Annotated in this window: 11 protein-coding genes; 3 read left to right on the top strand and 8 right to left on the bottom strand. The window is 51.7% G+C overall.

Going from position 1 to position 13,219, the window contains the following annotated elements; translation table 11 throughout:
- Window positions 1-25: 25 nt before the first annotated feature.
- The 8 genes from phnD to HAV38_RS16155 all read right to left on the bottom strand — a co-directional run bounded on the left by phnD (window position 26) and on the right by HAV38_RS16155 (window position 10,072).
- A complete protein-coding gene (phnD, locus tag HAV38_RS16190) occupies window positions 26-1,003 on the bottom strand; it encodes a phosphonate ABC transporter substrate-binding protein (protein WP_168056402.1) in 978 nt (325 codons plus the stop codon).
- A gap of 151 nt (window positions 1,004-1,154) precedes the next feature.
- Entirely contained in the window at window positions 1,155-2,009 is an 855-nt protein-coding gene (gene phnC, locus HAV38_RS16185; RefSeq protein ID WP_168056482.1) for a phosphonate ABC transporter ATP-binding protein, read from the bottom strand.
- A gap of 474 nt (window positions 2,010-2,483) precedes the next feature.
- On the bottom strand, window positions 2,484-3,638 hold the full coding sequence (locus HAV38_RS16180) for a septal ring lytic transglycosylase RlpA family protein (protein WP_168056401.1): 1,155 nt from the start codon (window positions 3,636-3,638) through the stop codon (window positions 2,484-2,486).
- 164 nt (window positions 3,639-3,802) lie between these two features.
- Window positions 3,803-4,915 (bottom strand): rod shape-determining protein RodA, encoded by a 1,113-nt coding sequence (gene rodA / locus HAV38_RS16175; RefSeq protein ID WP_168056400.1) that lies wholly within the window; start codon window positions 4,913-4,915, stop codon window positions 3,803-3,805.
- Window positions 4,916-5,103: 188 nt separating this feature from the next.
- Window positions 5,104-7,083 carry a penicillin-binding protein 2 gene (gene mrdA / locus HAV38_RS16170; protein ID WP_168056399.1) on the bottom strand — a complete coding sequence of 660 codons (1,980 nt, stop codon included), beginning with the start codon at window positions 7,081-7,083 and terminating at the stop codon, window positions 5,104-5,106.
- 156 nt (window positions 7,084-7,239) lie between these two features.
- A complete protein-coding gene (gene mreD / locus HAV38_RS16165) occupies window positions 7,240-7,752 on the bottom strand; it encodes a rod shape-determining protein MreD (protein WP_168056398.1) in 513 nt (170 codons plus the stop codon).
- A complete protein-coding gene (gene mreC, locus HAV38_RS16160; protein ID WP_168056481.1) occupies window positions 7,749-8,792 on the bottom strand; it encodes a rod shape-determining protein MreC in 1,044 nt (347 codons plus the stop codon). Before mreC ends, mreD begins: the two co-directional genes overlap by 4 nt.
- 236 nt (window positions 8,793-9,028) lie before the next feature.
- Window positions 9,029-10,072: a rod shape-determining protein gene (locus HAV38_RS16155; protein WP_168056397.1), complete on the bottom strand. Its 1,044-nt coding sequence runs from the start codon at window positions 10,070-10,072 to the stop codon at window positions 9,029-9,031.
- A gap of 444 nt (window positions 10,073-10,516) precedes the next feature.
- Between HAV38_RS16155 and gatC the strand changes: the two genes are divergently transcribed.
- The 3 genes from gatC (at window position 10,517) to HAV38_RS16140 (ending at window position 13,099) form a co-directional block, all read left to right on the top strand.
- Window positions 10,517-10,819, top strand: coding sequence for an Asp-tRNA(Asn)/Glu-tRNA(Gln) amidotransferase subunit GatC (gene gatC / locus HAV38_RS16150; RefSeq protein ID WP_168056396.1), 303 nt, complete (start codon window positions 10,517-10,519; stop codon window positions 10,817-10,819).
- Window positions 10,820-11,097: 278 nt separating this feature from the next.
- On the top strand, window positions 11,098-12,564 hold the full coding sequence (gatA, locus tag HAV38_RS16145) for an Asp-tRNA(Asn)/Glu-tRNA(Gln) amidotransferase subunit GatA (RefSeq protein ID WP_168056395.1): 1,467 nt from the start codon (window positions 11,098-11,100) through the stop codon (window positions 12,562-12,564).
- Window positions 12,565-12,586: 22 nt separating this feature from the next.
- Window positions 12,587-13,099, top strand: a complete 513-nt coding sequence (locus HAV38_RS16140) for a hypothetical protein (protein ID WP_168056394.1) — start codon at window positions 12,587-12,589, stop codon at window positions 13,097-13,099.
- Window positions 13,100-13,219: the final 120 nt, after the last annotated feature.

The following is a 13,219-nucleotide window of genomic DNA, read 5'->3' as shown; positions in this document are numbered from 1 at the left end:
TTGATGGCGCTAACGTGGTCATTGTTTACGCTTTTGCCAGTTCAGTCAGTTTGCGATTGATGTCATCAAGTTTAGCTTTCTTGTCATCAAGGTTCAGCGTGGTATCGGCTTCAATCTTATTTTTATCTTTGAACAGTTCAAGCTGACGCACTGGGTTCAATTGCGCATCGGTGGAATCTTTGAATCCGCTAAACTGTAGTTTTTCAAGTTGCGCTTTTTCTTGCACTGCGTTCGGACCGGTCTTGCCATAACTCAAGAAAAAGTCCTTAATCTTGCTCTTGGTTGCCTGCGGCAGATCTTTGCGCCATACCAAGGGATCGGCGGCGATCAATGGCGACTTCCAGACTACGCGCACTTTACTCGCCATATCCGGCAAGCGCGCAGTAATGCGGTCCATCGTATCGGAGGCAAAAACCGCAGCATCGACTTGTTTATTGGCGATTGCCAAAATATTTGATTCGTGATTAGCGCTACGAATCGTTTTGAAGGCGGTCTTTGAGTCGAGATTATTTTTAGCAAAAATGTAATAGCCAGGCACCAAAAATCCAGAAGTTGAGTTAGGATCGCCGATGCCAAAGTTGAGGACTTTCGCATTCTTTACGATGTCGTCAATGCTTTTGATCGGGCTGTCTTTTGGTACACCGACCATGCTGTAATAACCTTCTGAACCATCCGGATTAACGACGTGCGCAAAGACTTCGCCACCGGCACGATCCACAGCCTCCATGGCGGATTTATTGCCAAACCAGGCCATCTGGACTTTGCCAAAGCGCATGCCTTCGATTATGCCTGCGTAATCGGAAGCAAAGAAGGCATTCACTTTCATGCCTAGTTTTTTGCTCATTTCGTCCAGAACTGGCTGCCAGTCCTGCTTAAGATTCTTCGACGACTCAGTGGAGATAATGCCGAAATTAAGCGACTTTTCGGCCTCTTGCGCGTGCACGGCACCAGCTGCTAACACAGCAAAAGCCAGGGCTGCGGTAGTCATAAGTTTTTTAAGCATAGTAAGTATCTCGATGGAAAGTTGGACCAAAAAATGGGAACAATAACTTGGGGATGATGCTTTTATTTGTATAGCGTTCTTGTATGTGGATGCGCCCACATTAGCGTGAACCAAATGACCCGGGCGTCAATACGATATCAGCATGATCGATTCAGGCTACGGCGGCCAACGCTCGCGTCGCATCGAAAATGGTCGGCACATCGCTCTTTGGACGGGTCAGTGTGTTTGAACCGCTAATAATATCGTCAGCTTCCGTGCCGTACAGGTCACGCAGCATCTGCTCGGTCAAGGCACTGGATGGACCGTCGTAAACTACACGGCCATTACTTAGCGCCACGGTACGGGCACAAAAACGCAGCGCGACATCGACCTGATGTAACGATACGATGACGGTGGTGCCATCTTCACGATTGATGTCGGCCAGCGTTTGCATTACGCGCCGCGCCGACTCGGGATCAAGTGATGCAATCGGCTCGTCGGCTAGTACGATGCGCGCCTTTTGCACGATGGTGCGGGCGATGGCGGCGCGTTGTTGCTGACCGCCGGACAACGCCGACGCACGTTTGTAGGCATGCGCGGAGATACCCACGCGGGCTAAAGCGGCCAGTCCGGCGGCTTTTTCTTCTGCGGTGAATAATTTGAAGCAACTGCGCCACAATGGAATGCGCGACAACCCGCCGGTCAGTACATTGGTCAAGACCGGCAATCGGCCCACCAAATTAAATTGCTGGAAGACAAATCCGATGTTGGCGCGGACGGCACGTATGTTGCGGTTGATCACGCCGTTTTGTTGCACTGGCTGGCCATCAAGATGTATCTCGCCGCCGTCTATGTCGGCCGACATCAATCCTGACAGGTGACGTAACAGGGTCGACTTACCGGAGCCAGACGCACCTATCAGGGCGACCATCTCGCCTGATTTGAAGGACAAGCTAACGTGGTTCAGCGCTTTAAAGCCTCCCCGGAATGTTTTAGAGAGGCCTTTGATTTCAAGCATCATTTTTATAACCAATCTGTGTAGAACAAAGTCGGAGTGCCCAACAAGAAGACGCGCAGCATGAATGATAGAAGTATCACTACCAAATATGTCGGGCGTGTGAAGGTTTTGTGACGGTTTAATGACGTGGACGGACAAGTTGGCAGGATTGGAGTACCGGACGGGGGGGTAGAAGGTGGTGGTGGCCAAATTACCCATTAAATAGTAGGTGCCGATCGTCTTCACGATTGGCTGAATCGGAGCCTAATGGGGCGTCATATAGAAGGCGTGGACAGCATTTATTTCTGGCTAATTTTCTTCCGAGGTGTGAGCGCGTCGGTTAGACGGTCGAAAACGGAAATGGTGGCCACTCCGTAAAGGCTGGTCGGCAGTATGTGCCCACCCGCTCTGATGCGACGTAGTGCGACGTGGTGCGACGACGAGATAGGGGCGCGCGATCGACAGATAAAATGCCGCCTCGGGCAATCGAGTAACCAATAACTTTTAACGCATGACTATAATAGGATTCACTATGCCACGTGATCGTACTAGCGATGCCGCATTTTCTGCATCTGAACGGTTAGCAAATGGCCCTGCGTACAGGCGATAAACGCCACCGATCTCAACGTCTTGCACCGCTGTGACTACCCCGGGAAACTGATCCAATAGCTTTTTTCGCGCCAGTCCCGCATTCAACTGCTGAGAAAATGCCCCGAGTTGTAGGTAAAATCCCGATGCCGCAGGCGTCGTTGCGGCAGGCAGGCTATTAACATCCGGCTTGATCGTATCGTCCGCGCGTTTTACATCCTGGCTCGTTGACGTTGATGTCGTTGGTAAAGATTGTGAAACTGGTGAAGCCGATTGAGGCGAGTCCAACGCCAGCAGAGTACTTTCGATCGTCGGACTGTCCACGCTCATCGCGGCGGGAGTGGAACTACCGGTTCGATCCGCAACGGTATTGCCCGGCTGGTTCATTGCGACAATGTCGGCCGGCAGCAGGCGCTCAACCTCCAACTCACCGCTCCCCTTGCCCAAATATCCCAACTTCAATGCGGCGGTGTAGGACAAATCAATAATTCGGCTGGAGTGAAAAGGACCGCGATCATTGATGCGGACAATAACTTGCTTGCCGGATTTTAGATTGGTTACGCGTGCGTAGGATGGAATCGGCAGGGTCGGATGCGCCGCGGTCATCTTGTACATATCGTACGGTTCGCCGGAGGAGGTACGTTGCTTGTGAAATTTCTTACCGTACCAGCTGCCAATCCCGCGCTGCATAAATGGTTTATTGTCGATTAACGGCGTGTAGGTTTTTCCAAATACAACGTAAGGCTTGTTTCCGGTGCGCGAGTAAGGCTCAACCGTAGGTATCGCGTTGGCGACGTTCTCCAAGCCGTCAGGGATATTGTCACCGGGGCCGTCATCCTTATAATAACCGCCGCGGCCTGAACCGGCAGCGGGCATTGCGGGCGTATTATTTGCGGAGGTGGCTGGTTTGGTGCGCGTTACAGCGGCAGCGCGGTGATCACCTTGCGTCGGCGCGGTACTACACCCAGCGACAATCAGCAGTGGCACCAGCGCGCCTGCCAAACGGACCAGACCGCTGCGAAGATCAACGTACCGGCTGCAATGAGGGGAATTGACGTTGCAAATTGTCATGACATTTTCCTTGGCGAGCGGATGGTGATGGAGGGCAGGACCTCCTTTGGAACCTGCGGCGGCGCGCGAAACTGCAGACTGCATTGTGCGGTGCTCACGATCCTCACGGACCAGGGACTAGTCCGATTGGTGTAATTAGTGCACCTTAGGCACATTTGAAACGATTAGGTCTGGATTAATTTGCGATGGCGTTGGATGCTCATCAAAATTCCCGCGCCGAGTCCCAGGGTTACCAATGCGGTTCCACCATAACTCATAAATGGCAACGGCACCCCGACTACAGGAAGAATACCACTGACCATTCCCATATTCACGAAAGCATAAGTGAAGAAAATCATCGTGATCGATCCTGCCAGCAAACGCGTGAACATGGTCGGCGCATTAGCTGCGATCATCAGGCCGCGTGCGATCAGTAGCACATAGAGGAATAACAAAATGCTATTTCCCATCAATCCGAACTCTTCCGAGAAGACCGCAAAAATAAAATCGGTGGTGCGTTCAGGTATAAATTCCAGATGCGACTGCGTGCCTTTTAACCAACCTTTGCCAAAAATTCCACCTGAACCAACCGCGATGGTCGACTGGATGATATGAAATCCTTTGCCCAGCGGATCGGAGGTCGGATCAATCAGCATCATCACACGCTGACGCTGGTAATCATGCAGCACGGTCCACACCACCGGCAAGCTTGCTCCCACCGCAATCACCAGACCGACCAGCACACGCCAGGACAAGCCAGCCAAAAAGATGACATAAAATCCAGCTGCCAGCACCAACGTGCCGGTACCTAAATCCGGCTGTCGAATAATCAGGCCTACCGGCACCACCAGCAATAGCCCTGCAACCACGTAATCGCGCCACGAAATCATGCCTTCGCGTTTTTGAAAATACCAGGCCAGCATCAATGGCATGGCTATTTTCATTATTTCAGAAGGTTGAATGACGACACCAAAATTGATCCAGCGACGGGCGCCTTTTTTTACCATACCGAACATCGCCACCGCGATTAACAGGGCCACGCCAACAGTGTAAATAGGGACGCAAAAACGCATTAAGGTTTGCGGCGGAATGCTGGCGGCGACCCACATGACTACAAACGCCACCATGATATTGCGCAACTGGTCTTCTACCCGCCCGGGAAAGTCGATCCCGGCCGAGTACAAAGTGACAATGCCGACCGATAAAATCAGAAAAATAATCAGCGACAATGGGCCATCAAAGATCGCGACATGCGACCTGATCTGACTCCACCACGAATTTTTAGGGGACAAATACATTATTTAGTTCTACTTAAAATACGGATTTCTAACTATCGGACGAACACGCAACAAACAGTATTTGACCAGGTTTTCTGGACCGCAGACGCAATAAGCGCCACGTATTGCCAGCGCAAGTATCCTGCCAGATCGTCACGCTCGCCTGCTTTGCAAGCCCGCTGCAATCACGTCTTATTCCGCTAGCACAGTTACTCGCGATTACCTGCCGTTTCTGCGCCCGGCTTATAAGTGCGATCTTCGCTCGGGTCGGGTTTAACATCCTCGGCATCTTGCTCATCCGCTCCGGGCAAGACGACGCTCGGCTTATCGGTATCACCAGGCCGCTTACCGAGCAAATAGTAATCTAGCGCCTTACGCGCAATCGGCGCTGCGGCGGCGGCACCGAATCCACCGTTTTCGACAATGACCGCAATCGCGATACGCGGTTTATCAACGGGCGCAAACGCCGTATATAACGCGTGGTCGCGAAAACGCTCGCCGACCGCGTGCTGATTGTATTTTTCGTTTTGTTTAATCGTGAATACCTGCGCGGTACCGGTTTTGCCACCCGACTCGTAACCAGCGCCGGCAAACACTCGCGCTGCCGTACCTTCATGCGTCACGGCCACCATGGCACGTTTAACAAAATCGATATTTTCCTGCTTTAATGGAATCCTGAAACTTTCTTTTGGTACCGTCACAGTATGCTTATGCGTAACGCCATCTTCAATGATTTTTACCAGATGGGGTTTCATAACGATCCCATTGTTCACGAGCGTGGCGGTTGCATGCGCAATTTGCAGCGGCGTAAAGGCATTAAACCCCTGACCGATTCCTAACGAAATTGTATCGCCGCCCTGCCACTTTTGCCGTGCCGCGGTTTTAAAGGCAGAACGTTTCCAGGCGGTCGACGGCAGTAAGCCGGTGCGTTCATGTTCAAGATCGATACCGGTGAGCTGACCGAAACCGAACGGCTTCATGAAGTCATGGATCGGATCAACGCCCAAATCATTGGCTAGCATATAGAAATACGTATCGCAGGATTCAACTATCGCCTTGAACATATCAACTATGCCATGACCGCCTACCTTATCGTCGCGGAAGCGATGGCCGCCGAGCATGAAAAATCCCTGATCTCTGATGGTTTGCTGTGGTGTGCGCTTACCCAGTTCCAGCCCTGCCAGTGCCATAAACGGTTTGTAAGTTGAACCAGGCGGATAGGCACCGTTCATTGGTCGGTTGATCAGCGGATGATCCGGCGATTCAAGCAACTCATTCCAGCTCTGCTGATCAATACCGTCAACAAAGAGATTCAAGTCATAGCTCGGTTGCGATACATACGCCAGAATGTCACCTGTCGCTGGATCAATCGCCACCAGCGCGCCACGATGATCGCCGAATGCTTTCTGAACTATCTTTTGCAGCTCGATATCAATCGACAAAATCAGATTATTGCCGGGAATCGCGGAGGTGCGCGACAAAGTCCGCACAGCACGTCCGCTTGCCGAAATTTCAATTTCTTCGTAACCGGTGGTTCCATGCAGCTGGCTCTCGTAGCTTTTTTCGAGACCTTCCTTGCCTATGTAATCGGTACCCTTATAGTTGGCGGCATCGTCGCCATCGTCGATGGCTGCGGCGTCCTTCTGACTGATCCGACCAATGTACCCGATCACGTGCGCGGCTACGTCACCGAGCGGATATTCGCGGAATAAACGCGCCTGTACGTCAACGCCGGGAAAACGATAACGCTGCACCGTAAACTTGGCGACCTCTTCATCAGTGAGGCGTGTACGAATCGGCAAGCTGGCAAAGCTTTTGGAGTCGTCCATCAATTTTTTGAAGCGGCGTCGATCCTTGGGTTCTATCGTGACTAATTTCGACAGATCGTCAATCACGTCTTCGAGTTTGCCATTAATCTTGGAGCGCGTGATCTCTAGCGTATAAGCAGAATAATTACGCGCCAGAACGACGCCATTACGGTCCAGAATCAACCCCCGATTTGGGACCACCGGCACTAACGAAATGCGGTTTTCTTCCGCTTGCGCCGCATAGACATCATGCCGGACTATTTGCAGCCAGACAAAGCGGGCGATCAAAAGTGAAAAGCAAAACAGGACAAACACCACTGCCGCGGTGATCCTCATGCGGAAATTATGTAGTTCGCGTTCGGTATTTTTAAATTCCGTCATGGATATATTATCGATGTATACCGTCAGTTGCTGGTGCAGAAGTACTGGCTCAAATGTACTGGCCCAGAAGTCGATGCCTTGCCTGTAGCCATAAATGCGGCAGAAAGCGACGCATAAAGCGCTGCACAAGGCAGCGCATAAAACGGCCCAGATAAGTTAAATCGGACGATTATCATCACGATTAATGGCGCGTCGTTGAGGCGCCAATAACATCCAGCTCAGCAGCGGCCATAAAAGCATACTCACCAGACTTTCGGCAAAGTAGAACCAACCGGGAAATTTGCCGCTGATGAGCAAACGCAATACCAACTGTACTGCCTGCGTTAATAACAGCAAGGGCAAAATGTGGAGCGCCTGGCCGAGCGGGGAGAACCACAATACGCGGCGGTGCATCATGATCGCAAAATAAGAAAGCAGCGTATACGCTAGAGCGGTTTGGCCCAACAACGTCGCATCATGAACGTCGATCACGAGTCCCATACAGAACCCGATCACGATCCCGATCTTGCGCGGCTGATGAATGCTCCAGAAAACCAGCACCAGCGCCACAAAGTCGGGGACGCCGTCCCATTGCCCCCACGGCAGTAAATTGATAAAAAAAGCTATCAAAAAGGTCATTGCGATAAACAGCGGGTTCGCGGGCAATAAAATATAGTGAGGGCGGTTCATCGCGAACGCTCTTGCAATTTTTTACGGGCCAGTTCCGCACGTGCTTCATCTGCGCTTTTCTTGGCTGCATCCTTATTGGCTTCTTTAGTCGCCTCCTGCGCTGCCTCCTGAGCCTTTTCTCGCGGACTGTCACTCAGACGACGTTTGCTCAAGGTATCTACTTTTCCACTACTCGGTTTTACCAGATCAGCCGGGCGCGGGGTTGGCTTCGGATCGACTAGTAATATTAACAATTGTTTATGGCGGTCAATACCGGCCGCTGGCTCGCAAACGATATGCGCAAAAGCGTCGGAGGACTTGTTTTCAACCAGTACTACTTTAGCAACTGCAAGGCCGGGCGGATAGATGCCGTCTATCCCGGAAGTAACCAGTATGTCGTCTTTTTTGATATCGGCGTTGGCGGCCATGAAGCGCAAATCCAGAAACCCTGACTGGCCTCGACCATAGGCGACGCTCCGCAATCCGTTGCGCAGCACCTGCACCGGGATGGCTTGATCTTTATCGGTTAATAATGTGATTTCGGCTGTAAAAGGGAACACGCGTGTGACCTGTCCGACTATGCCGGCGTCATCAATTACCGGCTGACCGGCCAGTACGCCTTGCTGCGAACCCCGATCAACGATGACTTTGCGGGTGAACGGGTCGCGTGCATCGTAAAGAATCTCACTCATCACGGATTTCACCGGCAATTGTTGCTGAGCGCCCAACAGTTTACGCAATTGGACGTTTTCTATTTCTAACAGTTGTGCTTGTTGTAATTGCTGTGCGCGCATCGCCTGAACGGAGCGAAGTTCCCGGTTTTCTTTTTCTACCGACGACAACGAAGAGAAATAATCGATCATGCGGTAGGCAGCATCGCGCGGCATCAGGGCAATGGCCTGAACCGGATACAGAACGGTGCCGACCGCCTGGCGGACCAATATGAGCGCATGCAAACGCGCATCAAGAATTAATAGCGTGAGTGCCAGCAACGTACAGACAATTGCCTTTACGCGTGCCGAAGCGCCTTGCTTAAATAGTGGCGGCGGACTGTATTCCATTGATGGCAAACAGGTTATCAGTATCTAAATAAATGAGAAAAGTCTGCATCACAAGATCGCGCATTCTGGCCCGCGGTCAGGTCACGATGACCGGGTCGCAAATGACCGCGTCGGCACCGGTCGGGTCACGAGCTGCCCGGCAGCAGCAGATGAACCCGGAAACCGGTCTCAGCCGTTGCCACCTTACCGATGCGAGACCTAATCCGGAAATCGGCAGAATACTTGATATCGTGCAATTATTCGTAAGAGAAGATCGAACCCAGTTTGTCCATCCGCTCAAGCGCCATACCCGAACCGCGCACGACGCAGGTTAGCGGATCTTCTGCAACGATCACCGGCAAGCCCGTCTCTTCCATCAGCAACCGGTCCAGATCGCGCAACAGCGCGCCGCCGCCGGTCAGCATCATGCCTTTTTCGGCGATGTCCGCACCCAGTTCAGGTGGCGTTTGCTCAAGAGCGTTTTTTACCGCAGAGACGATGTTATTGAGCGGATCAGTCAATGCTTCCAGGATTTCATTGCTGGAGATCGTGAACGAGCGCGGAATACCTTCCGACAGATTACGTCCCTTCACTTCCATTTCCCGGACTTCGGAGCCAGGGAACGCAGAGCCGATGGCTTTTTTGATCGCTTCTGCGGTCTGCTCACCGATCAACATTCCGTAGTTGCGACGGATATAGTTGACAATCGCTTCATCAAATTTGTCGCCGCCGACACGTACTGAACCTTTGTAGACCATGCCACCGAGGGAGATGATGCCGACTTCGGTCGTCCCGCCACCGATATCGACGACCATTGACCCAGTCGCGTCCGAGACCGGCAAACCGGCACCGATTGCTGCTGCCATTGGCTCTTCAATCAAAAATACCTGCGAGGCACCGGCACCAAGTGCTGATTCGCGGATAGCACGGCGCTCGACCTGAGTGGAGCCGCATGGTACGCAAATGATAATCCGCGGCGATGGCCGGAACATCTTGGTGTCGTGGACCATGCGAATAAACTGCTTGAGCATTTGCTCGGTGACAGTAAAGTCGGCAATAACGCCGTCCTTCATAGGGCGGATGGCCTCGATATTACCGGGAACTTTGCCTAGCATCTGCTTGGCTTCACGTCCCACTGCCTGAATTGTCTTTTTGCCATTAGGGCCGCCTTGCTGGCGGATCGCGACAACGGATGGCTCATCGAGAACAATACCTTTATCACGTACATATATAAGCGTGTTCGCCGTACCCAGATCAATCGCTAGATCGTTCGAAAAGTAACTGCGTAAAAATCCAAACATGAATTATCCTGATGCGCAACGATAATGCGCCTAAGCGATTTAAAAGGGGTGTCTATTAACTGCACGCGGCCGACTCCGGCACCCTTTAAAAACCCCGTGTTCGACCCAATTCTGATATTTCTGATAATTAGAGCGGTTACAATAAATGCTGGCAATTGAATGCATGGCGATTCGGTTGCAGGTACTGCCCCAATCTGCTGCAATATCGTTGTAAAAATTGCAAATTTGCAGCAAAAATATCTGACTTAGCTCTTTTACTCTGGTTTTTAAAGCTGCACTTAAGTGACATGCGGCATGGACCCGACATTCTACCTTATAATTTGAGGGACACTGTTCGACAAAGAGCCAGAAATGCGGGCCTTTATAAAGCTTTAAGAAGTTTTTACCGACATTAAAGCATTTTTCACAACACTTTTAGCTTCGCGCATTGTGCGCTCTCATAAAATGTCCTTAGCTCTCTCCGACGTTAAACGTATTGCCCATCTCGCACGCCTTGAGTTGACTGAAGGTCAAGCCGCGTCCACCCTTGACAAACTGAATGGTATTTTCTCTCTGGTAGAACAACTACGCGCCGTTGATACCGAAGGTGTGGAACCGCTGAGCCATCCGATTGCCGCCATCCAGGCCGAGTTGTCCTTGCGTTTGCGCGACGATGTTGTCACTGAAACCAATCGACGCGAGGATTATCAGCGCACGGCACCAGCAACCGAGGATGGACTCTATTTAGTTCCTAAAGTAATAGAATAATTTCCACAAATAAATATTCCGTGCCAGGTCGTGAGATATTAAACAATAAACATTCGTTGTACTTCGCGGCTAGTGAGTGGGGAAAAACTTGTTATTGACTCGTTATTGACCCGTTAATAATTAGCTAATGACCTGCTCATAAACTTAACGCATGCAACAGGCGCTGGTCTGTATCAACATTGCAATATCATCGGCAACAACACGCGGAAATTTTCGTTGCCAGTTACATCACCTGCGCCCCGCAACGAGTCTCCAATTACCCGGTAAGTTACGAATCTATGCATACAAAAACTCTTAAACAGCTGTCAATATTACTGCACGCCAAGAAAATTTCTTCCGTGGAACTTGCCACCCATTTTCTGGCCCGAATCCAGCAAAGCGATCTCAACGCTTTTTTACACGTTGACGCTGATCTGACATTACAGCAGGCAAAGGCTGCGGATCTGTCGCTGGGGCAAGGCAATAGCACGCCGTTGACCGGTTTGCCGATTGCGCACAAGGATATTTTTGTCACGTGTGACTGGCGCTCGACTGCTGGCTCCCGCATGCTGGAGAATTACGTCAGCCCTTTCGATGCAACCGTGGTGTCGCATTTCAAGGAAGCCGGCATGGTTCACCTTGGCAAGCTGAATTGCGACGAATTTGCGATGGGCTCTTCCAACGAAAACTCGTATTTTGGCGCGGTCAAAAACCCGTGGGATAAAACCGCGATCCCTGGCGGTTCTTCAGGCGGCTCAGCAGCAGCAGTTGCGGCCCGTCTGACCCCTGCCGCCACGGCAACGGACACCGGCGGCTCAATCCGCCAACCCGCGTCATTGTGCGGCGTCACCGGCATCAAACCGACTTACGGCAGCGTATCGCGCTTTGGCATGATTGCGTTTGCATCGTCGCTGGATCAGGCCGGACCAATAGCCCAAACTGCAGAAGATTGTGCGTTATTGCTCAACGCCATGGTGGGTTTCGATCCGCGCGATTCGACCAGCCTGGAGCGCCCAAAAGAAGACTTCACCCGTAATCTGAATAACGACATCAAAGGTTTGCGCATTGGCATACCTAAAGAGTATTTCAGTAGCGGACTGGCCCCCGACGTTGAGCAAGCGGTACGTGCCGCCTTGCGCGAATATGAAAAACTAGGCGCGGTACTGGTTGATATTTCTTTGCCTAAAACGGAGTTGTCCATCCCGGTGTACTACGTGATTGCGCCAGCGGAAGCGTCGTCCAACCTGAGTCGTTTTGACGGCGTGCGTTACGGTCATCGCGCTGCCGATTACAAAGACCTGGCCGACATGTATCAGAAGTCACGTGCAGAGGGATTTGGCGAGGAAGTCAAACGCCGCATTCTGGTGGGTGCGTACGTGTTGTCGCACGGCTATTACGACGCGTACTATTTGCAAGCGCAAAAGATACGTCGCCTGATCGCGCAGGATTTCCAGCGCGCCCTGACGGGACCAAACCGTTTATGCGACGTCATCATGGGTCCGGTGTCACCGACAGTGGCGTGGGATTTGGGTGCCAAAGCCGACGATCCGGTCGCCAACTATCTGGCCGATATTTATACGTTATCCAGTAGCCTGGCAGGCTTGCCAGGCATGTCTGTTCCGTGTGGCTTCGGCCAGGGAGAGAAGAATGCGCGTCGTCCGGTTGGCCTGCAGATTATTGGCAGCTATTACGATGAAGCACGGTTACTAAACGTAGCGCATCAATACCAGCAAGTCACCGATTGGCACGTGCAGGCCCCTACTTAACCGCAGTTTATTAAGACCCATCATGCGCCGTCACTTTTTTCTTCGTCATTTTGCCGCAACGATAACGTTATTCTTTAGCGCTGCACTATTGCACCCGGTGAATGCGCAGGAACTGCAGACCAAATTCGGATGCAATACGACCCGCACTGAAAACGGCGAGAAAGTGATTTATGCGGATGACGGCGAAATACATTTGAACGGCAATAAGATCGATACTTTTCGGTGGGAATCGGATCAATACCGCACCCTGCACGGTTTTGATTGCAGCGTGGATGAGAGCGACGAACCGGTAGCAGAAGTGACCGAAAGCGGCACCACCCCCGGCTGGCGAGTTACCCTCAAAAATGCGGCAGCAGCACGAGACCGGCGTGGCTTTGACTTCTACAACCATGGCAAAAACTGCAGCATCCGCCTGCAACGCGAGGGCGACACGTTAAGTATTAAACCGACCTGTCCGGCGCTATGCGGTTCACGCGTAAATTTTACGGAATTATCGGTTAATTTAAAAACCGGCGTTTGCCAACATGAGGAATAAATTTCTTTCAAAACCGTAGAGTGCGTCGTGAAGATTAAGCGCGACAGGTTCCGTAAGCAGACTCATAAATGCAGCACCAGTACAGGCGTCAGGCGGCCAAAATAACAGTGGCTATAGCCC

This window comes from Glaciimonas immobilis (assembly GCF_011947285.1).
Lineage (GTDB): Bacteria > Pseudomonadota > Gammaproteobacteria > Burkholderiales > Burkholderiaceae_D > Glaciimonas > Glaciimonas immobilis.
This window is presented reverse-complemented; position numbering and strand designations above follow the sequence as displayed.